Below are 25,962 nucleotides of genomic sequence, written 5' to 3' on the forward strand. Positions count from 1 at the left end.
ATGTATAAAAAGCGATATGAATGTTTTTGCAAGTCGATAGAGGGCGACTTGTTTCGGATAGAGATATACAAGCGTGGCTTTCATGTATCGGAGGAGGTGCGTTTGGGCGAGGATATGCTGGTGATAGAGCGTACGGCGGAGGACCAATTGGACCCAATCAGCGTAACGAAAGCCACGGTTTTTCTATACACAGAGCGCGACGGCTTGTTCGAGGATTTGTATAGTTTTGGTGAACACGGGGCGATATGTAGGATATTCAAGAACGATACTTTGTACTATATAGGCTCTTTGGATGCGGAGCAATGGAAAGCCCCTTACTCCTATAAGCAAGGGTATATAACGCAAGTTACTTTTTCGGACTTATCGCCCCTAAAACGTCTCGAGTATGCGCCCCATGGCCTGGTGTCAGTAGTTGATTTCGTTAAGCAATGCATCTCCAAAGCCACTTATCCCGATAGCTTGTTCGGTAAGCCTACGCTACAACTATTAACTAATCTATCAGTATCGGGCTATAAGCATCAATGGGACTCGCTGATAAGTGCAGATTTGAGCAACATTTCCGCTTTGACCTCCTCGGAGCGACTCTCAATCGCAGAGGGTTCTCTTAGTACACTCAATCCGATAAAGGAGGTGAGTTCTTTGTCGAGAGCATATATTGACACAGCGGTTTTTTTAGATGAAGATAAAGGGGGCGACGACGAGCGAAAGGCGGTGTGGTGGAATGCTCTACAAGATGCGCTTAAGTCCCTATCACTCTATTTAGTACAGCGAGATGGCAAGTTTTATCTATTTGACGTGGACGCACTCAAGGAGAGAGGGGCTAAAGAGACGCTTGTTGCTATGGGAAATGATGCCGAACTTGGCATAGAGAAGACATATAATAAAATAAAAGTTGAGCTGGAAAAGAGAGAGCCAACTAATCTCTATAAGCATAAATTTTCGGAGAATGATTTCGGCACGGAGGTTACGAATTGGCGGTTTAATCGTATCGACTTGGAGGCAGACAGATTGGTCGCCTCTCATAATGTGGTTTTTCACACGCCAAAGAGCGATGAAACGATACGGGGTGGTGCACTGTATGCACAACTGATACCGCACACTATGGGGCGTGAAGAGACCTATGTTTGTCTTTTTGCTAAGCCGAGGCGCAGCTATGAGCATAATCCTGTAGTTGGTAGTTTTTACCATGAGTTGGCGCATACATTCCCTTTTGCAAAGCCTTACCCTATTGAAAAAATGGCGGACATACGCAACCTTCAGGGTGAAAACGGCGTTTACTGCACGCCTATGATACCGCTACCTACACGCACCGCCGATAATTTGGCAAAATACCAAATGGCGCTCTCTTTGGAGATGTTGGTAGGGATGGATTATTCGCTGACGCAGAAAAACTCGGATGATCCCGAATACGATAAGGCAATAGGTAAGCACATCAAGAAGATTATCCCTAAGAAGATACAGCACGCCTATGCCTTTGCCTATATACGAGCCTACGACAAAAGTGGTAATGTGGTGAAATATCTATCAAACTATGGCGGTGTGCCTACAGATAAACAGCCGTTTTACCGTCCTGTTTGGGTAGACACTCCGACTTCTTGCTGTATTCAATTTGGGGCGGAGGAGTTCAAGTTGGGTAGCTTTCAAAACCCGAATGAGCAGGTCTCTACTATGGATATAAGTACGAAATATGGAGAAGTGTACGACAGGCGATTTATTTTCCCTTTACCTCCCGTTGGTTACAGTATAGACGTTGTAGTGATAGATAAGATACACCTCTCTTTGCAAGAACCTAAGTATAATTTTTTTACATCTCTCAACGACTTGGTAAGGAAAGACGAGGAAGAAGCGAAATTACGTATTTTACAAGAGAGTTATGTTCAATGGGTGTTGATGAGGGGATTGGCGGTGGACTTGGTGCGCTATGACGGCAAGGACTTTGAGCACAAAAAAGTAGTTTACAGAAGTAGTGTATCGCCAGAGGCGCACGAAGAATTGGAGGAGACGATATTATTAGATACCTCTAAAGAGCTTTCGCCTACTTCTCTCTCTGCTTTGCGTGACAAGGAGGGGCGTAACCTTAGCCACGAATGCACACGAGGGCTGGTGCGAGGCTCTTTGGGCGAATTACGGGTGTTTCACGTCTTTAGCCGTTGTTCTCATCTGCACTATACTCTCTCGGGCACCTATCGCACGCCAAATACCTTTTCTAAGTTGGTGGACCCGCACAAGAAGAAAGAGTTTAGAGTGGTCGAAGAGACCGAGGAGCCGTTATTAGGGCAAAGCAAACTCTCTCTCGTGGAGATAAATCGGGACCGGGCTACGGATGGCGGTAGCCTTTATGATATATTGTGCATAGGCGTGGGCGATGCTGAATGGAGCGTTGCGCACCGATTCGATGGACGCCTGACGGGTGATGCGTATAAGGAGAGTATAGAGCCTGTAACCCTTATCTCTGGGCTTGTTGCCGAGCAGGAGGCGGTTGCGTATGAATTATCGCAGACACGGCAGGAACTCACCCAAGAGTTGGCCAAGAAACAACCTGTAGGGTCTTATGCTACTACCGCTCAGCTGGCTGAAGGATTACAGGATAAAGTAACTACTGCTAAGCTCACCCAAGAGTTGGCCAAGAAACAACCTGTAGGGTCTTATGCTACTACGATGCAATTAGATGGGGTGCAAAAGTTTGCAATAAGACCATCTAATGCAGATGTAGTAGGGTCGTCAACAAACAATCCCTTTGCTCCAATACTCGACCAAACGGGGAGTCGAAAGTCATCTCTCTCGATATAGTAGAGGGGACAGATTTATATCTTCCTCCCGCAAGGCTTTGCGCTGTTGGAACTAAGATTTTTCTAAGAGGCTCTACAATGAGCTGTCCTACTAATCCGTATCACCACAATACAACGATACGCCCTATTCGTATTTTCTCAAATGAAAGAGATGTCTATTCAGCAGGACGCTATTATTCGGGTAACAATTTAGTAGAAACATTCACGAACGCAGAATGGCGGGTAGACCTCGAATGTATCATTGCTGGTTGTGGATTAAAAGGTTGGTTTTGGGTTAACTCTGTCGAGTGCAAAAACTTATCTGAGTTTACCTCTTCGATTACTACAGCTATACAGGGTATTGCAGAAGCGAAACAAGAGATAAACAGGCTCAAAAATAGTGTACTGAGAAAGGGAGAGGGACTACAATTAGGCTTCTTCAATCTTGTAAATCACAATTCTGGGACCTATCATGTGAAAGCAACCGATTATCATATTGTGGCACGCAGGACTGCAAATGGGGATAATTATCCGTATATCCGTGTCAGCGAAAGCCTGCCAAACGGACATGAGTTTATCGTAGATATACCATTCAATGATTGCAGAGTCCGCTTTGTGATGCCTGCAGGTGGTGCAACTTGGGGCAATGGGGGGACAGAGTGGCAAAGTGGTTATCGATACCACGTTACCAAATCGCATACAAAGGAGTGGGGAGTAATAAAGACAGCATACGCACAATAATAGAACATAAATCAATAAAAAGTATGGAGAAAATTTTCACAACAATTTGGATCTTGCTGAGCATTTATATGCTGGTTTTCATCGCTATTCTCACAGACCTTTGGGCAGGTTTGCGAAAGGCAAGAAAAAATGGAATTATAAGGACTAGCTACGGATACAAGAGGACTGTATCAAAGATGGCGCAGTACTATAATCTTCTGTTTGCTCTCACGATTATAGATGCTATGCAGATGTCGTCCGTTTGGTATATGGAGACTTTCTACGACTATAAGTTTCCTCTGTTCCCCTTCATAACGCTATTGGGGGCGATAGGTCTTGGCTTTATAGAATTAAAGTCTGTGTATGAAAAAGCAGAAAGCAAGGTACGCTTTGACAGTGCAGCCCACCTTGTTAGTCAGGTTATTAGCAACAAAGACAATATCGAGGCTATTTCCTCTGCTGTTTCTGAATATATGCACAAAGAGGAGGAACAGAAAGATGGCAAATGTTAAGGTACTACTCCCGTACATTTTGAAATGGGAGAGGATTTGTGAATGACCCCGATGACCGAGGAGGTGCGACAAACAAAGGTGTTACAATAGCTACATGGAAGCGTGTAGGCTATGATAAGGACGGAGATAGAGACATTGATGTGCAAGACTTAAAACTGTTGTCTGTTGACGATGTTTGCAATCGAGTATTAAAACCTCACTACTGGGACAGGTGGCAAGCGGACAAAATCAAGTCGCAAAAAATCGCAAATATCCTTGTTGATTGGGTGTGGGGGTCTGGCAAATATGGTATCACAATTCCTCAAAGATTGCTCGGGGTTTCGCAAGATGGAGTTGTTGGAGAAAAGACCCTTAAAGCTATCAATGATGCAGGCCCAGACAAGCTATTTGATATGATTTTTGAAGCTCGCAAGAAGTACTTGCACGATATTGTAAATTCTCGTCCAGCAAACAAAAAGTTTTTGCGAGGGTGGTTAAACAGACTTGAAGATATTAAGCGTTTATAATTATGAGACTGATTATTTTGTTTTTGATGTTCTTGCTCTCTCTGTTCTCTTGCTCTTTGCGTAAAAAGAGCAGTACAGAGGTTACAGAGCATAAGGCGGAAACGCTCAAAGAAGAGCGCAAAACAGATGTGCAAAGCGTGTCGAACACAAGCACGTTTGTAGATAGCAGCAAAACACTTGTCTACAACGATGCAGTTAGAGAGGTTGTAGAGACATACAAATACACACCGCCCGACGAGGATAATGTGCAGTATATACAAGAGTACACACGCACTACAAGAGACAAACAGAGCAACGCTAAACAAGCGTCTAACGCAAGTGCTAAGTCAGAAATACAAGATAGCGTTAGCGTAAATACTGTAATCTCGAAAAAAGCTTATTCGGAGACTGAAACAAAGACAAAAACAAAACAGAGCGTAAAAAGCAATGTGCAGATTTTGCACTATGCTGTTGCATTTGCTTTTATAGCTGTCGTCGTTATAGCGTTTTGGTTGTTGAGGAAAAAGACGAAGAGATTTTTCTGGTCTTTGTGGAATAGATAGACCATTTTCAGGAGTCCACGAAAAAGGTAGGGAGATAAAAACCCCGTGGATGCACTCAATCCACGGGGCACTGTCAATAAAAATACCACAAAGAGTATCGAGTGCTATAATTCATCTGCGACACGACGTATTCTATTCGCTAAATCACATAATGCTCCTTTTAATTGTTCTTGCTCACTCTCTGTAAACTTGAAAGGAGTTCCTGTTTTGTTCAAATCCCTTTCATGTAGTTTGCTATACAGCCAGGAAGAGGACTTCCCGAAGTATCTCTTTGCTATTTGTTGCCAAGAAATATCTAATGCTATATCTTTGACAATCTCCATTGTACTTTTATTTACCTTCTGTACTGTTTCCATATCTCTTTTTTTTGCGTTTAACCCACCCCTGAAGGGGTGGCTTAAGTTAAACATCTGTTAGTTCACTTACGAGGTAGTCTATGTATAACCTCAATTCGAATTGCCCATTTGGGTAAGCTTTTTTGTAATTGCGGATAGCCTTTATTAGTTCCGCCTCTTTTTCGGATAATTTCATATTCTCTTTGTTTTTATTGACACCACAAAGATAATACGAAAAATCGTAATATGCAAGTTTTCAAGGAGAAAAGAAAAAAATAATTCTATAGTTGTCTATCTTACCATCTTAGTAAAACTTAGTGTGATACAAAATGGTTGTTGCGCTGTTGCTGTCTTCAAAGATTTAATTTTTATCTCGCTGATTTTAAGTAATATACGGAAATGAGTTACTTTCTGCATCGGCAAGTAATTTCTGATTACAACCGATAATCATATATCACCAAATATCGAAAAGGCGTTCATTATGAGCGCCTTTCTTTTTGCCCTATCTGTTCGTTAGGCCTCATTCGGAGCCATTCTTTCGCTCATTCTTGTACCTTATTTGTACCGCACGCAGCTCGCCAACCCTCCAGCCCCTCGTGTATATACCGAGATGCTGGACAAATGAGACACGGTGCAACACCAATAGACAGTACAAAACAAAAATATGGCGAAATGACAGCGAGCAAAATTCCAATAAAAAAAGTGTGTGAGCATTGCAAACAGGAGTTTATAGCTTTGAAGACGACTACCAAGTATTGCTCACATAGATGTAATAGCAGAGCCTACAAAGCTCAAAAAAGAGAAGAGAGGGTACGCAGAACAGAACTTTCTGAACAAGAGAAAAAGGTCAGTGATATTATAGACAAACCTTATCTCTCCATCTCAGAAGCTGGGCGATTACTTGGTATTAGTAGGCATACAATATATAGATATATCTACTCAGGGAACTTAAAGGCTTATAATTTGAGTTCTCAACGCTCAATCGTCAAGCGTGAAGACATTGAACGGATGTTAGCAGAGCGACCTTATGAGAAACGACAGCCCAGAGATGCAATCGTAATTACGGAATTATATACGACAGACGAGGTGTGCGATATCCACAACATATCTCGATCTTCTCTTTTTGCAATAGCCAAGCGAGAGAATATCCCTCGAACTTATAACAGAGGCAAGACCTATTGGAGCAAACGGCATATAGATGCCTATTTTGCTAAACAGGCTCCTGCTTCTCATATCGAAGAATGGTGTACAGCCGTGGAGATACAAGAAAGATTCGATATGACGCTTACAGCCGTTTACAACTTCGTCTCTGACCACAACATCCCCAGAAAGAAAGTTAAGGGTAAAAGCTACTATTCCACCAAACATGTCGAAGCAGCTAAAGGAGTACTTGATAAGGCAGCTCCAAGCTACTATACCGTTCGGGAGGCTATGGAAAAGTTTGGTCTTACTCGTGACCAGCTCTATCAATATACCAAACGTTATAATGTCCCTAAACTAAAGCAAGGTCGGAATGTCCTCATTTCTCAGCAAGAATTGGATGAAGTCTTCAAACCTCCCAGCATCACTCGATAAGTTATTTGTCGGTGGTATGGGACACCCTCTTATCACCTTATTCTTTTGCAACTGAATCAATAAATATAACCCTCTAATCAACAATTGTATGAGACATACTTGTCCCAAAGTAACGCTCCGACAGAGAGCTATCAAAAACGGGCGTATATCGCTCTATCTCGATTATTATCCAGCTGTGCGCAATCCCGAAACCATGCAAATGAGCCGTCGGGAGTATCTCGGCATCTATATCTACGCCCATCCTAAGAATGAGATGGAGCGAGAGTTTAACATGGATATGTTGAACAAGGCGGAAGCTATTCGATGTATTCGTGTACAGTCGCTTATCAATGAAGAGTTTGGCTTTCTCGATCGAACCAAAATGAAAACCGACTTCCTTGCCTACTTCCTGAAGATGTGCCGAAAGAAAGATCAGAAGTGGCGCATCGTCTATCAACACTTTTACAACTATGTGCAAGGACATTGCACCTTTGGAGACATAACGATAGAGCTATGCCAAGGTTTTCGAGAGTACCTTCTCAACGCCAAGCAACTCAAACGAAAAGGGAAAGTCTCCACAAACTCTGCATCTGGCTACTATTCCACTTTTAGGGGACTACTGAAGATTGCGTACCGAGATAAGTGGCTAAGAGAGAATATCAATGACTTTTTAGATAAGATAGAGGCTAAGGAGGTCAAGAAAGAGTATTTGACACTTGATGAAGTGAAGATACTTGCTCAGACACCCTGTGAGCATGATGTTCTGAAAAGAGCTTCTCTATTCTCTTGCCTTACGGGGCTACGCATCAGCGATATTCTCAATCTCCGATGGGAAGATTTCACTCTTGCACCTGACCAAGGCTATTGCATCCGCATCAGGACACAGAAGACCTCTACCGAAGCTACTCTCCCAATCAGTTATGAAGCCTATGAACTGTGCGGAGAGCCATCATCGGGTAAGGTCTTCAAAGGCTTGCAACGAAGTATGATCAATTACCCTTTGAAAAAATGGATTAAGCAGGCTGGGATTACGAAGCATATCACTTTTCACTGTTTTCGTCACTCTTATGCCGTGATACAAATTTCATTAGGTACAGACATCTACACGGTATCCAAGATGCTAACGCACAAGAACGTCTCCACGACACAAATCTATGCTGACCTTGTGAACTCGAAAAAGCGTGAAACAGCTGAGAAGATCTCCCTGAAGTAAGGAAGACTTCCCTTCCTTTTCCCTATAATTCCTGCTATTTCACTAAGTAATGAATGGTAATAAATACTTGCCTATGTTTGCATCAAAGCATAGATAAGTATGAAGCCATCAAGCACTAACGATAACTATATTCCTCAAACAATCACCCTCGGGTGTATTGTCCTATTTTCCCTTGCCATTCGTTCCGCTACTTTGAGTTGTGGAGCGGCCGGCTTTACTGCGTTCTGCGTTTTCTTTATTTGTTCCGTCGTATTCTTTTTGCTCTTTCTGGCGGTGCAATCATTGCTTGAAGATTTCTTCTGGCATATCTTTAGACATCAGGAGAGAGAGGTCATCGAACTTCCGAAAACAACTATTCCAATACCATCACCATCAAACTATGAACAGTTTCGTCAAGAGGCATTTCAAGTAAAGGCAAGAGAAGAGCAAAAGAAAATGGAAATCGTCACCTCCTATACCCAAAGAACATTTGCAGCCTATATGAGTGAGAAAGAACTGACAAAACTTTGCGAACAGATCATTCGCTATCTATCCTCTGAATGGAGTATCGAGAATAGCCAAGATATCAAAATCTCCTCCCAACTCAAGAGCATTGATCTAATGCACTTCGGATGGAACATATCTCGCCCTTTCGGAAAGAAAAGAGAAGATATAGCCTTTTTTCTCAAACACACTTTTGCCCATACCTTGAGAGATGTAGAGGTAGGTTCTATCCAACGAAAGCTCACCAATACAGAGGGGAAATACCTTATTCCTCTCTGTAAAGACCTTGTCATTGATGAGCATTCAACCCCATTAGAAAGTTATCCAAAAGTTACTTGAAGGTGTTGTAGCGCACCGAGAGAACACCGATTTCCTTTGCTCGCAAATAATCAGAAACCCGCAGGGCAACCTGCACAAATTTATTTGCGAACATGGACAAAGAAATTACATTCGACAAGTTACCTGAAGCGGTAACGTATCTGACCGAACAGGTCTCTGCCATCAAAGAGATGGTCTCGGCATTGCGTCCGCCTATACCTGAAGAGAAATCTCTCATTGGTATAGATGAAGCGTGCGAAGTCATTCAAAAAGCAAAACCTACCATCTATGCTCTCGTCCGTAAGGGGATTATCCCAGCTTACAAACGTGGCAAGAAGCTATATTTCTATAAAGAAGAGCTACTGCAATGGGTAGAAAGTGGACGTAAAGGTATCCTTTATGCGCCCTCCTCAGAGGAACAATTATCCTCCATAAGAGCAGGCATCCGACACAAGCCTAAATCATTCAAAGGATAATGGGCTATGGGAGAACAAACAATCGTGCCAGAAGTCCTGCTGGATAAAGCCATCGAATTGGGATTGTCATTCTCAGACTCTGCTTTTCCCATTGGTATCTTTCCCTCTGAGATACGAAATATCATTGCTGAAGTCCACGAGTGTCAAGGTTTTCCTATCGACTATATCGCATCGGCAATGCTGGTGGCTATCGCTGTTGGCATAGGGAATACGCATTTTGCCCAACTCAAACGAGGGTGGCAAGAAAGTGCAATGCTTTACGTGGCATTAGTCGGACGCCCTGGCACGAACAAAAGTCATCCGCTTAGTTTTGCGATGAAACCTTTTCTTGACTTTGACTATCAGGAGAATAAGCTCTACGAACAAGCCTACACTGAGTATGACAATGTTGCACGGATGAGCCGTAAGGAGCGTATAGAGGCTGGTCACTCAGAGCAACCGACAGAGCCTATACGAAGAAGATTTATCGTCTCTGACATCACGCCCGAAAGTTTGAGTTTTATCCATGCTCAGAATAAGCGAGGTCTTTGTTTGTGGACGGATGAACTTTCGGCTTGGTTCAAGAACTTCAATCGCTACAACAGCGGTTCCGAGGAACAGTTTTGGCTCTCTGTATTCAGTGCTAAGGCAACCATCAGTGATCGCAAAGGAAATCGGAGTTCCATTTTTATCAAGCGTCCCTATATCTCTGTTGTAGGCACTATCCAAAAGAAGATACTCGGAGAGCTATCCAAGGGGGAACGCTCCAGTAATGGTTTTATAGACCGTATCCTTTTTGTGATGCCCAATCTACAGCAAAAAGCCCGATGGAGCAGAACAGAACTTCCCGAAAGCACCGAAGGACGATGGTCGAGTATAATTCAGCAACTTATTGAGATGCCTTGCTCCAAAGACGAAGAGGGAGAACTACTTCCTGAGATTATCTCCTTTGCCGAAGATGCTAAGGCTCGACTTTATATGTGGCAAGAGGAGCATGCCAAACTCTGCGATACCGAACCCAACGAAACTCTCGTCGGAGTCTACTGTAAGTTGGAAGTGTATGTCATTCGCTTTTGCCTTATCATCCAAATGGCTCGTTGGGCGTGTTCCGAGGGAGATAAGAGCGAGATTGACCTTGTCTCTGTGGAACGAGCCATCACTCTTACTGAATATTTTCGCCATTCAGCACAGCAAGTGCACTCAGAGATTGCAGGTGTTCAGCTCACTCAGCAACAGCAGCAACTTCTTGCTGAACTTCCAGCATCTTTTCAGACTGCCGAAGCCCTGAGTGTTGCCGAGCGATTGGGGATGAAAGAGAGGGCTTTTAAGGATTTTCTCAGTCGCAATATCGGACACCTCTTCGCTAAGGAGCGACACGGACTTTACCATAAACTCAATGTTTAACCCAGCGCACTTTCTACATTATCAGCATTTCTCTACCCCTTAATTAAACCGAAAGTGTACAAAGTGCAGATAGTGTGCTATTCAAATAAAATTTATCAATGAGCAATTATAGATTCAAATTAGAACCATATAAAGGTGTGCGCACACGCCACACCTGCCCAGCGTGCGAACGTCCCAGATGCTTTGCTCGCTACATAGACACAGAGGGAAAAATCGAGTTCCCTGACAACGTGGGACGTTGCGACCACGAACAGAGTTGTGGTTACCACTTTACTCCCAAAGATTACTTTGCCGAGCATCCATTAGCAAAAGAAGAGTTGTATTCGTCTGATAGTACCGACTACAAACCGACACCAATCATTCTACCGCCATCCTTCATCGAGAAAGCAACGATGGAGCAGACCTTGAAAGGGTATAAGCACAATAACCTCTATTGCTTTCTTTCCGAACAACTTGGAGAGGACGAAGCACTCCAATTGGTACATCGTTATCACGTTGGCACATCTAAACATTGGGAAGGGGCAACCGTATTCTGGCAGATAGACACTATCGGAAGAGTCAGAACAGGCAAGATTATGCTCTACAATCCTGAGACTGCCAAACGAGTAAAGCAACCATTCAACCACATCACATGTACATAGTCTGCTCAAACGCCCACACTACAACCTTAGTCAATGTTTTTTCGGAGAGCATCTTCTTGATGTCGACAAGCGGAGGCCAATCGCTTTGGTTGAGAGCGAAAAGACGGCTCTCATTGCGTCTCATTATCTACCTCAATATCTGTGGTTGGCAACTGGCGGAAAGCACGGATGTTTCAAAAGCAATAATCTTGTTCCCCTCTTCGGGCGTCAGGTAGTTCTCTTTCCCGACCTCGGAGCAACGGACTATTGGCAGGAAAAACTAAAGATGATGCAGAGCCTCGGAATGGAGGTGCAACTCTTCGATTATCTGGAGAAAAACGCTCCTCTTCAAGACCAACAAGCAGGTTACGATATTGCCGATTATCTCCTCCAAATCAAAACACAAAATAGTGTACTGAAAGACCTCATTCGGCAAAATCCCAACCTTCAACTTTTGGTCGATAAACTCGGACTTCAAGTCGTGAAAGAGCAAAGATTAGCACAACCTCTTCCACAGAAGAGAAGACTGCATAGGTAGAGAAGCAAGTTTGTGTTTTGGGTTACCCAAAACCTCCTCAACGCCCATCAAACAGGACGAAATAATCCCGATGGTCTCATCAATAAAACAAAAGGAACAATGAAAACAGAAGACAAAAAGAAAGGGGGACGCCCCACTAAAAAACTATCCGAGAAGAGAAGCTACTCCGTCCTACTAAAACTGAATACGATGGAGTACTTCACTCTCAAAAGTAAAGCCTCAGAGGCTGGTATCAATAAGAATGACTTTCTGAGAATGCTTATCTCAGAAAGTCCCATCAAGCCCAGAATTACTCCTGAACAGATGCGAGAGATACGTCAGCTCTCTGGAATAGCAAACAACATCAATCAGATAGCTCATCGCCTTCACACTTTTGGCATCTCCACCATACCAACCGAACTACGAATGCTCAAACTTTTAGTCGATGAACAACTCAAAGCTCTGAAATCATGATAGCCAAGATAATCAAAGGGACATCCTTTTCTGGAGTGCTCGCCTATATCCTCGGGAAGCAAGAGGGAAAAGCAAGAGTTCTCTATGCAGAAGGAGTTAGGAGGGATGCTTCGTCCCACGAGATAGCCAGCGACTTTGCACTACAAGCCTCAATGCGTCCTAATGTGAAGAAGCCTGTCTGTCATACCATTTTGAGTTTCTCGGCTGAGGATGCTGAGCGACTGGACGACAAGACGATGAATAACTTGGCACTACAATACTTGCAAAAGATGGGCTATGGAGATACACAATACCTCATAGTACGCCATCTCGACAGAGAGCATCCCCACGTACACATCTGCATCAATCGTATAGACAACAACGGCAAGACAATTTCCGACAGCAACGAAAAGTACCGATCAACAAAGGTTTGCAAAGAAATCACCGAGGCTAACCAGTTGAAATGGGGCGAAGGAAAAGAGGCAGTAAAACGTGATCGGCTTCGAGGGAATGACAGACTTCGGTATGAAATCTTCGATACCATCAAAGCTGTATTGCCTCAGTGCAAGAATTGGAACGAACTCTCTTCTGCTCTGAGACTGCCAAGGGATAGACATACAATTCAAGACAAAAGGACAAACTGAGCAGGTCGAGGGCGTACTCTTCAGCAAAGATGGCGTAAGTTTTAGTGGTTCACACATCGACCGCTCGTGTAGCTACTCCAAACTCTCCTTTGCTTTAGAACAGAATGCAAAGCAAGCTCTTTCTTCGCCACTACCTTCCTCTGAAACAGGAAGTTTTATCGGAGAGCTGGGCGAAGCCATAGAAGACCTTGGTGAGAGGCTTTTCGATAGCAATGCGCCTGCCGTGGATGTCGCAGAACTCGTATTCCAACGTAAACTAAGAAATCAAGCTAATAAGAAACCAAAACGTAGAAGATTATGAACGAACAAATGAACATCCTTCTCGAAATACTCGAGGAAATCAAGCAACAGAACAGAGAACTCAAAACGAGTATCTCCAACCTTGCATCTCAACCAATCTCAACAACTACATCATCAGAAGAGGATGGCATCTCTCTTACGGATGTAGCACGCCTTATTGGGCAAAAGATTGAAATAGATGGCAAATTCAAGAGTGAACTGACAGATGTCGCTATCGTCCTAGGCAAACGAATCCGAGAAATCAAAGATGGCATCACAAAGACCCAAGAGCAACAAGCCGAAAGCATAGCCTCTCTATCCGAGAAAATTCAAGAAACTCAATCTCCTCCAACAGTCAAGAAGTACTACCTCTTTGATGTCAAGCGATGGGTGGAGTGGCTCATCTGGGGTATATCTTTTGTACTCCTCGCCTGTACAATTGGCTGGGCAGTATATCTCCATAATGCCAATCAGACTCTCGAAAGCTACGCCCTTCGCTACCGCATCCTACGTATGGAGCAAGGCTATAATAGCCCCACTATCGCCCATCTCGACAGTCTCTTCACTTCCGAAGACTCCTCCGACTCCATTCACCAACTCCGCCACCAAGTCAGCAACTACGAACTCGCAATCCAACGCCAAGCAGAGCTCGTCCTCCAGCAACAACGACTCACAGAGGAGCAAGCTATTATCTTCCAAAAACTAAAACGATGATTAACAACCCCAAAAAACATAAACAGGATTATTGCTGTCCGGTAAAACTCAAAATCACATATTTTTCCAGCCCGAAGGCCTTTATAATAGGCCTTCGGGCTTCTATTTTCAAAAAGCAAGCCCCCTAATCAAATAATGATGGCTCCGGTGGTGGTGAATTTTCCCTTTCCGCAAGAATGGCGCACTCATCTTTCATCGGATTCTCCATGAAAGCCATGAAGTCGGTGTAATACATCAAGGTCAAGCGGAGCATGGTCACGATTTGAGAGAAAGAGACGTACCTTTTTATCATCCTCGAGAGTATCGTACAGAGCAGATTAGCGATGAGCACCACCCAAGTTTGGATTTGTATGGCATTGACACTCTCTCCGTAGAAGAAATGCAGGGGGAAATTTTGTTTGAGCTGTTTGTAAAGCGTTTCTATCGCCCATCGGCGCTTGTAGATTTCGGCTAAATCTGTGACGGAAAGTTCAAAATTGTTGGTCAGCAAAACGACAGACTTCTTCGTATCCTTACTCCATAACTCTACGCATCTTGCTTGATGCCTTATTTCCCCTTTTTCAAAGAGGATATGCTTGTCAATATGCGTTACCAGTCCATCGGGAGAAACATAGGCCGTAGAAGACAACTCCTTGTATTTGAGGTTCTTCTTCATCTTTGTTACATAACATACTCCCTCCTCCGTCAGTCTCTGAAATTAGGCATAATCAATGTAGGCTCTATCCATGGCTAGGGTGGAATCTTTGGGAAGATGCACCTCTTTGAGCAGGTAGTGGTTATGTTTGGCAGCAGAGGTAAGTTGAACTACCATAGGAACGCCTACCTGATATTTCATGACCGTGTGCACCTTCATTCCCCCTTTCTTCTTGCCACTCTTAGGGTGTCGCCCCACTCCCTTTAGGATATTATCAAAGAGAGTAATGGTGGTTGAATCCATCATATAGAGCTGTTTTATCCATGGTTTTTCGTTGCCTGCAGAGCGGCTGTCCGCTAAAAACGGGCTGTAGCGTTCCAAGAGAGAGGCATAGACCTTGGCAAAGAACTCCTAGGGGCGACGTTGATTGGCCTCTGCCAATGTACTGCGACGCACAAGGTAGTTGAGTCCCAAGTGGGAGAGTTTCCTAGTTTCGGCTTTCATGCCAATCTCTAATTCACGCAGAGAATCAAAGTGTTTGAGGATGCCAAAAAGCATGATGATTAGATGATACCACCCTGTCAAACGTTTGACGTAACGCTCGCTACCCAAGGTATCAAGGCTTATTTGTTGGATTTTTGCCTTGTCCAACAATTTTATCACTTGACTATAGACCGGCTGTCCGGTAAAATATGTACTTTTGCCCACCCTACTCGTGTTTTTCTTTACATACAAAGTAGCAAAAAAGGTTGGAGACCTCCAAGAGGACTTCAGCCTAATTTTATATCAGAAGAAAAGTGTTTACCGGACAGCAATAAAACAGGATTTTTGCCTTGCGCCAAACTCCCTATAAGAAAGCGTATAGGTCTAAAGTAATTACCCAAAGATAGAGGACATATAAATCCACAAAAGGACTTGTTTCGCGAAACAAGTCCTTTTGTCATAAGTCCCCAATAATAACTCCTTATTCTATTCTTTCTTTGTTATTTCAGAATCCTCTCCTAGCTCCTTTAGCCATTCTGATATATTAACGCTTTCATCTTTACTGAGAATACCTGAGCCGAAATTTCTTGTATGTATATCACCCATACCATAGTATAGTTTTATTTTCTTGTTTTTGGGCAACCAAACAAGATGATGCTGATGAAGCCAAAGCAACATAGCAGAGATTTTCTTACTGAACAGTTTCTTAATACTTGAATATCTTCGAACAAAGTCTGAAGGTTCATAATTCCTGATTTTCTGATGTATAAAACCTTTATTATCCATATAAGCATAGCCACCGTTCTGAGCATGATTGGCTCCTATATCTTTTGGATAACGAATCATTCTCTCTGTTAGGATAGGCCAAAACATAGTCTTTCCGTTAGTATTTAGATACTCGAGAAGAAAATCTTTACGAACGAATAATGCTCTATGACCACTTGAGTACATATAGTTATCCAATACAACAACCTCGTTTTTACCATTTACCCATACTCCAGTATCATTAGAGAATCTCAACTGGAGTCCTTTAAATAACCACTCATTAGGCATCAGCAAATTCACGGACTCTTCTAATGAAATATCATCATCGGTTGAAAGCGTGTATTGTAAATAAGCAGGCTCAATGATAATACCATCGAAATTCTTGTGTCCAACAGAGAATGGTATCTTTTTGTAATACTCATCACTTACAACTTGCATATAAATTGAGGACCAATAAAACTCTCGGGTAAATATGTTATAAATATCGGAGTTCTCATGAAAGGAACGTCCTTCTATTCCTACATTGTATAAATTGTCGCATACTGTACTCAAATCCTCCTTATTGACAATATATGCTTGGATAAAAGTCCATAAATCTCTTATAGAAGACTTATCGTCATTTGGTTCATGCACAAACCTGCTATACGAAAATAAATTTACCCATTCAATTCCATTTTCATCAGTAATAAGAACATACTCACTAATCCTTGGCATATTCTTCCATGCTTTCAACCATTTAACATCACTCTTTGGTCTTGATATATCAAATTTAGGAAGTTTATATTTGCTCTGATGATGTAATGACTTGCGTATAGGATATATCGTAGGATCGATAGTTCTAGCTCTTTGTACAGGAATAGACCATTCATTACTCCAATCTTTTTCTGGGTATTTATCCATCATTCGAGCCATAATACGATACATGGCTATCCATTGATATTTCTTTCCTATACGTTCAATCTTGTTGTGATGTCGGTTGTAACTATTGTTGGTTCTATCAAAATGAACAAAGATATTAGGATCATATCCATATTCTTCAAAAATTATATGTATAGCCCAATTTGACAACATCTCGATATCCTCCCCAAAACTAGAAAGATTAGATTGGAATACATATCTACCAAAATCACCATAGCTCCGCACACCATATTCAGGAGCCATAGATGATAAGATTGAATGCTGAACCCTGTATACGTCTAGTTCATTTTCTGGAATTGTTTTCCAATCTCTATCATACTTTGCGGTTATCTCATCATTTGAAGGGATTTCTGGTAAAGAACCATCCGTAAATGGTACATGTATAGATTTCTTATCTATAGCTACGTCTAAGCCATAGCTAAGACCAAGCTCTACAATATTACAAGCATAGTCGCGAACTAAAACATGTTCAGGAACGCACTTCTGAAGAAACACATTGTCGTATACCCACTTTGCTGTGGTACAACAACTTTCTCTATCTTGCATTAGGAGTAACACCCCATAAATAGCACACCAAAGACGCTCTTGAATGTAAGGGTCATTAACGAAACTATATTTCTCCAGCAATGGCAAAAGAAGATTCTTATGCTGAGTTAAGATATTCACAATAGCATGAGTGATGTAATCTCTCAGTTCTCTCCAAGTCGTGGCTAATCCCCAAATTAGAGTCTCAAGGCATGCTTTAGCAATCTGATTATCTATTGATTTAAGAGTGTCGACCGAAGCCCCACACCCCCATCGAGCCAAATCCATGAGTTGCTTGCCATGTGCCCATGGATCAGAAATAAAAACAGTCCATATTTCGTCTCTTTGCACCATGCTTAAATTCCACAGCACATCATAAAGAGTAAATCCATTTGAAGTTTCATCTGCTCTGTAAGGACACGATAAGATAATTTCAAACAACAAACTGTATTCTTTTGCATCCTTAATCCTATGTATTAGCTCCTGACCTTTCTTTGTAAAAATATCTCTCCATACCGAACTATTAATAAATGCTTGAAACGCCTTATCCTTATCCTTTTTCTCAACAAGTTCTATCAGCTCTGTATCTTTAGTCATTGGAATAAGAATAGCTAAAGGTTCAGTAAGATTACCCCAATGATAATCGAACCATTGCGATGCTGGAAGTTTAGAAATCATATATTCAGCAATGAAATAATCACCTAGTCTTTCAAAACCAAAGTTTACATAAGTAGTACCATTGTAGAGCTCCGTTCTTAATAACCCCTCATCAATCAGCAATTCAAAGAATTCATTGGGAGCCTTTGTATATTGAGCATCCTGAGCCAACCGCATCATTACGACTTGGTATTCGAGATACCAACGACTACCAGCTGTAACCATTAACTCTGCTACTGAACGCAGTGCTTTAATTACAAGATTTTGAGCTTCGTTATATTTAAAATCTATCGCTATTTCATGATTGGTATCATTACAGTACTCTAGAAGGGTTATCCAGAAATTTGTAAACACCAATGGACGATGACTTCTTTCATGATTGCGACAGTACTTGATTAAGAAAAGAGGATTTGAAAATTCCTCTCCATATATAGGCCAAGTCGGTTGCTCTATCCCGAAAGATGAGAACATGTACTCACAAGCTTCACGCTCATATCCTTTGAACCCATGGTGTTGATATACTGCGTATGCTGGATTGTGGGCAACATCATAAAACCAATTTTTACGATCAGATATGCGGAAACTTATAACAAGGCGCAGGTACTCACATGACTCTATTTCTTGCAAAAAGGCCAACAGAAATTTGCTCCATAACTCCTCGCCAGCTCCTTCATTAATAGCATCAATAAATATTACCACAGGTTCTCCTATTCTCCTTCCATAATTATTGAGTTGCGTCAATAATTTCTCCTTCTTGCACTTGATATCCAATAACTCTCGAATTTGGGAGAGAGGATCAGATGATAGTGTGAAATGTTGCCCCAAAAGTAATATGGATGGCTCGTGAATACGTTTTCGTTGAGTTACCATATCTCCTATGAGATGGGATTTTCCCGTACCAGCAACACCTGTAACTATAATTGTATGATATTTCTTGAACTCAATCCATCTATTGGAAAGCACTTTCTTTAGGGCATATCCATCTTCACGAATAGAATTCCCTTTTGTTTGAAATCCATCTCTATTGTTGTTCCCAGAATTATAATAAAGATCGTCAAATGCGGATAGAAATTCATTTACCGATTCTCTTAATTCAAGATAAGAAGTTACAGTTCCACTTAGGTTGTCCATATTCTCAACAAGAAGTCTACATTGAGCTAAAATTTCAGAATAAGACAGTTCTTTATCTGTATTTCTAATAAATGATTTTAATGTATCCCTGAACCTTCCTATATCCTTTTTTAGTAAAGGCTTGAACTTATCAGTGGTGTGCAATGAAGCCAATGCGAAATCCATATTTTCAAATGGAAAATTTCGTTCTTCGGAATAACGTTTGTCTAGATTCTTTATTTGCTTAGAATTTTGTTCTTCAAACCATTTCTGAGAAGGAGTGAAGTTAAATTCCTCATCAATCAGACTACATGCTTCAACTAGTTTTCGCAACTCTTCAGGTTTTCTCTTATTTGAATACCAAAGATAAAGATAATAGCCGACTGCAATTAATATGGCTATTCCAAAACTCAACCATTCAGAATTTTGGGACAGATACCCCAAAAAGGTTATTTCTTTATCTGCGGAACGGACAGAAATGTGAACTCTCAGAAGTTGAGGTATAATACCTGCAAGAGCCGTCTCTGTTGCCATAAAAGTGTAGAACACGTTACGCTCAGCATGCTTCTTCAGAAATCCTACAATTATATTAGTCCATTCCTTCCAATTTGCCCTACGCACCTCTTTTATAACAAGAGCAATAAAAGTAAATCTGGCTACAAACCACAGGAACAAGGAAAAGAATATAATAAATACAATAATCATTTAGTTGGTGTGTTTATACTCAATAAGTTTAGTTATTATAGTTATTATCGATAGCATCTATGAAGGATTTTAGTTCAATAATTAATGATTCTATACATTGGTCTTCTTGCATTATCATTGCTACTTCCTATTAACACTACCCTCCTTGGTGATTTTCCTTGAAGTGCTCCACCTGCTCCATCACTTGGTCGATAACCTCGTCATTGTACTGAGGGGGATAGCCATTTTGGTGGAGACAAATGAATATCTTGTTGTTGAGGTCTGCACGGATATTACTATTATTGAGCCAGTCGGTAAAAGAGGATTGGATGTCTATCAGCTCCTTAATCTTCTTCGCCAATATCTTACACTTGTCATTGAAGATAAAACCATTCTCCTCTTTATCCTCTCCATACTCGAAATTGTACTTATCTCGTAAGTGCATTAAAATATCATAGAATGCCTTTTCCTCAAAGGTCAGACCCAGATGTCGAAAACTCTCTCGATCCTTGCCGAGTTGTTTCAGCAAATCCAGAGCCTGCTTCGTTGCCTCTTCCATAATCTCAGAAACTGCTGTCGCTTGTGTATGCGAGGCTTCTTCTGCCGAAAGAGCAGATCGACGTTCGTGATACTTGTCCAATGTTTCCTTTAGCAACTCCTCATACTTCTCTGCTGCGATTTTATTGGTATTCTTATACTCTCTAATGGCTTTGCGGAGCATCTTTACTAATACTTCCAACTTAGTTGCGGGTAGTTTGATACCCTCGAGTTGTGCTACAAACTCAGCACTAAAAATCTGTTCCTCCACATCGGTATCAAGAATACTGACCACAGAGTTACACACCAGAGCTTCCCTCACCATCTTCTCCACGGCTCTATTCATACTCTCAGCATCGTGCTTGTCACCAGAAGTCTTTCGAATATAAGAAGCTATCGCCATAAAGCATTGCGAGAGCGAAAGTAATTCGTGATTAAGGACAGCTGATGGCTGACAGATATCATACGCCACTCGAAGGCGTTTGATATGAGCTAAGAAATAACTTTGAGCGCTGACGGCTTTTGGAGGACGATTTCCTTGGTCTTTGTTCCATCCAGACGTTTGCGACTGGACATAATTGGCAGCTTCGGAAAGGCATTCCAGTCGCTCCAATGGCTTTGTATTCTTGTCGATGAAAGGAGTGAGGTCAAAGCCCACAAAGAGCTTTTTGATGAGGTCAATCTCTACGATGAGAGCTTCCAATGCCTGCTGTACATCATCCTCACTTGGTCCAAAGTCTTCCCCTCCAAATCGACTCATTGCCTCCATCATATTCTTTCGGATACCGATATAGTCTATGACATACCCAAACTCCTTGCCTGCAAATTTACGGTTCACACGACTAATGGTCTGTATGAGCGTTTGTTTCTGCAATGGCTTATCGTTGTATAGATAGGTTAAGCAGGGGACATCGAAGCCTGTAATCCACATATCGACAACTATGACAATACGGAAGTTGGACTGCTCCATCTTGAATGCATCGTCGAGCAACTTTGTCCGACTTCTATCCCCCAGATAGTCATACATTTCTTTCGGGTCATCCTTTCCACGTGTTGCCACCATAGCAATGGTAGGCATTGGGGGCAGACTTCGTAACTCATCATCACTCAATAATGTATCATCAGGAGACTTTCGCTCAACGAACCAGTCTGGATATAAGGACTCAAACTTCTTCAATAGATTGTATGCAATAGATCTTTTGCTGCACACAATCATAGCCTTTTGGGGTACATCCGACTTGTTGTTACAAGCCTGAGTATAGTGCTCTGCTATATCCTTGGCGAGTCGCTCCAGTCGCTCATCGTCCCCCAAGATAACCTCCATAGCACTCATTGCCTTCTTGCTTGTCGCAATATCAGCCTCTGTCGCTCCCTCCTCTGCACACTGATTGTAGTAATGGTCTATTTCTTCAACTTTAGCCGTGTCGAGTGTAACCTTGGCGATGCGTGGGATATACTTCAAGTCTACGGTGATGCCATCATCAACAGCCTGCTTCATCGTATAGCTATCGACAATACCACCAAAGACCTGTATCGTTTCATCTATGGGCGTACCAGTAAAGCCGACGAAAGTAGCGTTGGGGAAGGCAGTACGCAGATGCTCGGCATAAGGCTTCGTGACAAAAGCTCCTATTTGCTCAGCCTCTTTGGGTGATGTTCCCTCCTTGGCTGTATGCCGAACCTTGAGTTGAGTGTTGAGCCGTACTTGGCTACGATGAGCTTCGTCGGAAAAGCAAATAATGTTGTGTCGTGTATTGAGCAGCCCTATCTCCTCACAAAACTTCTGGATGGTACAGATAAAGAATCCTCCCGACTGCCGAAGGGACATTTCAGTTTTCAGGTTCTCTCGGTCAGCGATGATCTTGGCTGCACCTATCGAGAGAAAATCCTCAGAACGTAAGAATAGTTTGCCCGCTTGGGACTGCAAATCCTCACGGTCTACTATCATCACAATGGTAGGAGAGCCAAGTTCGGGACAACGCAAGGAGAGTTGGCGAGCCAAAAACATCATCGTGTAGGTCTTGCCACACCCCGTAGCCCCGAAGTAAGTACCTCCCTTGTTATCTTGCCTCTCAAATGCTTGAACTACACTCTCTCGAAGCATACGAGTCGCAAAGAATTGAGGGTAGCGACAGACGACTTCTTCTTGCTTAGGATAGACCTCGTCTGGAAAGTAGATATAATCACGCACAATCTCCAGAAAACGCACAGGGGCATACACTCCCGATACGATTGTACGCACTTGGTCCAAACCTTTCTCTGCTGCCTTGTCTTCGTTATTGACTTTCTTCCAAGCATAATAATGCTCATAGGGCGTATAGGTCGTACCCAGTTTAGTATTGTTGGCGGTCGCATCGCTGATACAGGAGAGTGGACAGTATCGCAGTAGATGCGGTATATCCCTCATGTAGCGAGTGTGGATTTGCTGATAGGCATCTGCTATGGTTGCCGTGGCATCCGTAGGGTTCTTCAGCTCAAAGATACAGAGGGGGATACCATTGACAAAGAGTAGCACATCAGGAATACGCCTATCCCCTTGTATCCCATAGCCCACTTCGTATTGATTGACACAACGGAAGCGATTGTCCGAAGGGGTATCGAAGTCAATATACTCTATATCGAAAATCTCGCCATCGGAGTGACGAGTATAGCGATAGCCCTCTCGCAGAAGACGATACGTATTGCGGAGTATATCAAAGTTAGTCTGTCCCCCTGTATGCTGTAGGTGGCTGACAATTTCATCCAAATCATTAGCTTCCAATGTCGGATAGCGTTCTTGGAGGTACTGGTGTAAGTCTCTGGAAATAAGAATATCTCTATTGTTCCGTCTTATATTACCTCCGTGCGTGTACTCCCATCCTTCCTGCTGTAGCAAGTCTATGAGGGCTTCCTCATATTCACTTTCATAAAACTTCATTTTCGTTTACTTTCTTTAGTTATGTTCGGCGTACTGTAGCAGTGCTGGACATAGGGTTTGTAATTGTGCTCGAGCTTCGCTCGCAATCTTTTTTGCCTCCTCAATACAGTGATAAAGATTCACTATTGACTGCTGAACCTCAGGGGGAGGCAAGGCAATAGACACACGACACAGCTCCGTCCAATCAAAAGTTTCTCGAGCACTTCCCCAAGAATGATATATTGCATAACGGTCGAATTCAGGTTTAGTCAATAACAAATATAGATACTCAATACTCAGTTTACGACTATCCCTAACACCGAGAACTTTATTTACAGAGGTTACCACGATAGATTCTCCTAACCTATTCAATGCACAAGCAAAACATTTTTCATTTTTTGTTGTCTGTACGTATGAAATAAACATTGGAGGCACTATTTTATAGCCTGACAATTCGTTTTTATTTACCTTAGCTCCAGTTTCCTTAAACTCTTTGGCTACAGATACACTTTTAACGACTTTGATAGTATTATCTTGATTAAGCTGATTATATTCCTCGATGTACTTACCGAGTTCAACTGTTGGATATTTCTTCTTGCAGTCTACAATAAATGCTTGACAAGCCTCCGTAAGAGGAGCTATTAAGGCTTCGTTATCTTCGGCTAAACGCTTTAGTCCAGTATAAGTATCGACTAACTCTTGTTGTACTTCAATTGATGGCAACGGAATACGAATATCTTGCATATTAGCCACACGGAAATAGTTACGTGCGGAGCCAATAGCATCATACCAACAATATCTTGCAAATTCTCCTCTCTTAATATACAAGTATAAGTATTCAGGAAGAAGTTTGTCTGGTTTATTGATATAAAATATTTCGTACAAAGAAGAGCAGATAGCCTTTTCATAATCTGTATTCAAGGCTATTGAATTTAACTCCATTCGTGCTGGATTGAATACAAAGTCTTTTTTATAGAAGACATTGTACAACATTGTATTTGCATCCAATTGTTTAGGAGGAATAAACCCATCGCTAGTAACTCCTCTTATTGGAAGAGATAATCCGCTGTTCTTTTCCCGTCTTTGGGTTATATAGTCCCCGAGCCTTACCCACGGAGCTATCTTATTCTTCGCAGTCATAGCCTAATTGTTTAAGTGCTTGACGTAACCTCTTATCATTCTCTCTTTGACGCTTGAGTAGGTCAGACACTGTGTTAGCTGTTGCGGTGAGTACTTGGTGGTAGTCAATCTGGCTATCCCTATCTACAAACTCGATATAACGACTGGGAACCAGTGTAAAGTCATTGGCTCGCAGTTCGTCTATACCCACTGATCGATAGAGTTCGGGTTCGGCATATTGCGTACCGTCTGTGCCCTCTCTCTGCCAACGAAAATAGATGTCAGCGGCTTTACGTATTTGGTCTGATAGCAACTCTACCTTTTTCTTTTGTTCGCCTTTTACTGCATTGCTCGTCCATTGACGGAGATCCATAAATAAGATTTCTCCCGAGCGATTGCGTAGCCTTCGACCATGATGGGTGCCACCTCTCTTGTTTTGGTTAAGTATCCAGAGGGTAACGGATATATCTGTAGCGTAGAATAGCTCTCTGGGAAGTACGATGATGGCTTCCACTTTGTCCCCTTCGATAAGTTTGCGACGTATCTCACTGGCATCACTGTCTCCCAGTGCGCCATTGGCAAGGAGGAAGCCGGCGACACCACGCCCCGCTTTGAGCTTCGAGAGGATATGCAGTATCCACGCATAGTTGGCATTGCTCTCTGGTGGCACACCATAATCTGCCCATCGAGGATCGGTGCTGAGTGCCGTGTCGTACCACCGCTTGAGATTAAAGGGAGGATTAGCCATAATGTAATCAAAGGTGAGTCCTTTGTGTAGGTCGTTGGTGAAGGAGGAGGCATTCCGCTCGCCTAAGTGGTGCGAAATACCTCGCACCGCTAAGTTCATCTTAGCCAAACGATAGGTCGCAGGGTCGTTCTCTTGACCATATACATTGATTTGGGCGATGTCTCCACCCTTTTCCTCTACATACTTGGCACACTGCACAAACATACCACCCGAACCACAACAGATCGTAGAGTGTACCATCATAAGGCTCTATAAAGGCTGCTATCAGCTCTACAATATCGTGAGGGGTATAGAACTCACCCTCCTCTTTGGAGGCATTGACAGCAAAAGACTTGAGGAAGTATTCATAGACTCGTCCAATGAGATCTTTCTGCTCTCCGAAGACCTTGTGCGAAATCTTATTGACCTCATCCACCACCTTTTTGATGACACTCTTCTCTAAGTTTATCGAAGTGAATAGTCCTAAGCGCACACAGCCTTTGAGCGTATTGCCACTCTCCTCAAGACATTGGAGTGCATCGTCCAGCGTACTATTTAGCTTTTCACTCGGAGTTTCCAAGAAGAGACTCCATCGGGCCTTTTCGGGGACAAATGCAGTTCCTCCGTATGCTCGAGGGTTATTGAGGCGCATAGAGATGATATCCTCGTCAGTGATCCCACTCTCTATGAAACTCTGACGCAATATCGCTTGAGCATCCTCAAACTTCTCACCGATGAAGCGGAGGAATACCAATGTCAAGAGTAGGTCTCTCTTGTCGTTGAGGGTGGCATTACTCCGGAGATAGTCTCGACAGTTGAATAGTATAGTTTCGAGACTGAATGTCTCTTCCTTTTTCTTTTTAGCCATTC

At 42.5% G+C, this 25,962-nt stretch carries 19 protein-coding genes and 4 pseudogenes; 14 read left to right on the forward strand and 9 right to left on the reverse strand.

Annotation, left to right across the window (positions count from 1 at the left end):
• The 5 genes and pseudogenes from JCM15907_RS05585 (at position 1) to JCM15907_RS05600 (ending at position 5,048) form a co-directional block, all read left to right on the forward strand.
• Positions 1–2,790 (forward strand): hypothetical protein, encoded by a 2,790-nt coding sequence (locus tag JCM15907_RS05585; RefSeq protein ID WP_025843048.1) that lies wholly within the window; start codon positions 1–3, stop codon positions 2,788–2,790.
• A gap of 77 nt (positions 2,791–2,867) precedes the next feature.
• Positions 2,868–3,509 carry a hypothetical protein gene (locus tag JCM15907_RS12840; RefSeq protein ID WP_036885566.1) on the forward strand — a complete coding sequence of 214 codons (642 nt, stop codon included), beginning with the start codon at positions 2,868–2,870 and terminating at the stop codon, positions 3,507–3,509.
• Positions 3,510–3,685: 176 nt separating this feature from the next.
• Complete coding sequence (locus tag JCM15907_RS05590; protein WP_242396813.1) at positions 3,686–4,000, forward strand: hypothetical protein; 315 nt, start codon at positions 3,686–3,688, stop codon at positions 3,998–4,000.
• Positions 3,987–4,506: pseudogene (locus tag JCM15907_RS11005) on the forward strand (glycoside hydrolase family 108 protein). The gene JCM15907_RS05590 and the pseudogene JCM15907_RS11005 overlap by 14 nt, the downstream one beginning before the upstream one ends.
• Positions 4,507–4,508: 2 nt before the next feature.
• On the forward strand, positions 4,509–5,048 hold the full coding sequence (locus JCM15907_RS05600) for a hypothetical protein (protein ID WP_025843050.1): 540 nt from the start codon (positions 4,509–4,511) through the stop codon (positions 5,046–5,048).
• Positions 5,049–5,152: 104 nt separating this feature from the next.
• On the opposite strand, the gene JCM15907_RS05605 is transcribed toward JCM15907_RS05600, so the two are convergent.
• Together JCM15907_RS05605 and JCM15907_RS13675 are read right to left on the reverse strand one after the other, a co-directional pair.
• Positions 5,153–5,404, reverse strand: coding sequence for a DUF5053 domain-containing protein (locus JCM15907_RS05605; protein WP_025843051.1), 252 nt, complete (start codon positions 5,402–5,404; stop codon positions 5,153–5,155).
• A 46-nt stretch (positions 5,405–5,450) separates the two neighbouring features.
• Positions 5,451–5,579 carry a hypothetical protein gene (locus JCM15907_RS13675; protein WP_277906994.1) on the reverse strand — a complete coding sequence of 43 codons (129 nt, stop codon included), beginning with the start codon at positions 5,577–5,579 and terminating at the stop codon, positions 5,451–5,453.
• 476 nt (positions 5,580–6,055) lie between these two features.
• On the opposite strand from JCM15907_RS13675, the gene JCM15907_RS05615 reads away from it, so the two are divergent.
• The 9 genes and pseudogenes from JCM15907_RS05615 to JCM15907_RS05655 all read left to right on the forward strand — a co-directional run bounded on the left by JCM15907_RS05615 (position 6,056) and on the right by JCM15907_RS05655 (position 14,037).
• Positions 6,056–6,958: a helix-turn-helix domain-containing protein gene (locus JCM15907_RS05615; RefSeq protein ID WP_025843052.1), complete on the forward strand. Its 903-nt coding sequence runs from the start codon at positions 6,056–6,058 to the stop codon at positions 6,956–6,958.
• Positions 6,959–7,046: 88 nt separating this feature from the next.
• On the forward strand, positions 7,047–8,150 hold the full coding sequence (locus tag JCM15907_RS05620; RefSeq protein WP_025843053.1) for a site-specific integrase: 1,104 nt from the start codon (positions 7,047–7,049) through the stop codon (positions 8,148–8,150).
• Between the two features lie 99 nt (positions 8,151–8,249).
• Positions 8,250–8,972, forward strand: coding sequence for a mobilization protein (locus JCM15907_RS05625; RefSeq protein WP_025843054.1), 723 nt, complete (start codon positions 8,250–8,252; stop codon positions 8,970–8,972).
• 92 nt (positions 8,973–9,064) lie between these two features.
• Positions 9,065–9,427, forward strand: a complete 363-nt coding sequence (locus tag JCM15907_RS05630) for a helix-turn-helix domain-containing protein (protein WP_025843055.1) — start codon at positions 9,065–9,067, stop codon at positions 9,425–9,427.
• 6 nt (positions 9,428–9,433) lie between these two features.
• Positions 9,434–10,810 (forward strand): DUF3987 domain-containing protein, encoded by a 1,377-nt coding sequence (locus JCM15907_RS05635; protein ID WP_025843056.1) that lies wholly within the window; start codon positions 9,434–9,436, stop codon positions 10,808–10,810.
• 98 nt (positions 10,811–10,908) lie between these two features.
• Positions 10,909–11,968, forward strand: a pseudogene (locus tag JCM15907_RS11010) (DUF6371 domain-containing protein).
• Between the two features lie 99 nt (positions 11,969–12,067).
• On the forward strand, positions 12,068–12,421 hold the full coding sequence (locus JCM15907_RS05645) for a MobC family plasmid mobilization relaxosome protein (RefSeq protein WP_025843057.1): 354 nt from the start codon (positions 12,068–12,070) through the stop codon (positions 12,419–12,421).
• Positions 12,418–13,345 (forward strand): annotated as a pseudogene (locus tag JCM15907_RS11015) (relaxase/mobilization nuclease domain-containing protein). Before JCM15907_RS05645 ends, JCM15907_RS11015 begins: the two are co-directional and overlap by 4 nt.
• Positions 13,342–14,037, forward strand: a complete 696-nt coding sequence (locus tag JCM15907_RS05655; RefSeq protein WP_025843058.1) for a hypothetical protein — start codon at positions 13,342–13,344, stop codon at positions 14,035–14,037. Before JCM15907_RS11015 ends, JCM15907_RS05655 begins: the two are co-directional and overlap by 4 nt.
• 124 nt (positions 14,038–14,161) lie before the next feature.
• On the opposite strand, the pseudogene JCM15907_RS11020 reads toward JCM15907_RS05655, so the two are convergent.
• The 7 genes and pseudogenes from JCM15907_RS11020 to JCM15907_RS13685 form a co-directional block, all read right to left on the reverse strand.
• Positions 14,162–14,977, reverse strand: a pseudogene (locus tag JCM15907_RS11020) (IS4 family transposase).
• 105 nt (positions 14,978–15,082) lie between these two features.
• Positions 15,083–15,379 carry a DUF4372 domain-containing protein gene (locus JCM15907_RS13385; RefSeq protein ID WP_051522410.1) on the reverse strand — a complete coding sequence of 99 codons (297 nt, stop codon included), beginning with the start codon at positions 15,377–15,379 and terminating at the stop codon, positions 15,083–15,085.
• Positions 15,380–15,640: 261 nt separating this feature from the next.
• Positions 15,641–19,834, reverse strand: a complete 4,194-nt coding sequence (locus JCM15907_RS05680; RefSeq protein ID WP_025843059.1) for an NACHT domain-containing protein — start codon at positions 19,832–19,834, stop codon at positions 15,641–15,643.
• Positions 19,835–19,970: 136 nt separating this feature from the next.
• Positions 19,971–23,267 carry a type I restriction endonuclease subunit R gene (locus JCM15907_RS05685; RefSeq protein ID WP_025843060.1) on the reverse strand — a complete coding sequence of 1,099 codons (3,297 nt, stop codon included), beginning with the start codon at positions 23,265–23,267 and terminating at the stop codon, positions 19,971–19,973.
• Between the two features lie 15 nt (positions 23,268–23,282).
• On the reverse strand, positions 23,283–24,386 hold the full coding sequence (locus JCM15907_RS05690; protein ID WP_025843061.1) for a restriction endonuclease subunit S: 1,104 nt from the start codon (positions 24,384–24,386) through the stop codon (positions 23,283–23,285).
• Positions 24,370–25,317 carry an N-6 DNA methylase gene (locus JCM15907_RS13680; RefSeq protein ID WP_277906999.1) on the reverse strand — a complete coding sequence of 316 codons (948 nt, stop codon included), beginning with the start codon at positions 25,315–25,317 and terminating at the stop codon, positions 24,370–24,372. The genes JCM15907_RS05690 and JCM15907_RS13680 overlap by 17 nt, the downstream gene beginning before the upstream one ends.
• Complete coding sequence (locus JCM15907_RS13685; protein WP_277907001.1) at positions 25,214–25,960, reverse strand: N-6 DNA methylase; 747 nt, start codon at positions 25,958–25,960, stop codon at positions 25,214–25,216. Before JCM15907_RS13685 ends, JCM15907_RS13680 begins: the two co-directional genes overlap by 104 nt.
• Positions 25,961–25,962: the final 2 nt, after the last annotated feature.

Source organism: Porphyromonas gingivicanis JCM 15907 (genome assembly GCF_000614585.1).
In the GTDB taxonomy this organism is placed as follows: Bacteria; Bacteroidota; Bacteroidia; order Bacteroidales; family Porphyromonadaceae; genus Porphyromonas; species Porphyromonas gingivicanis.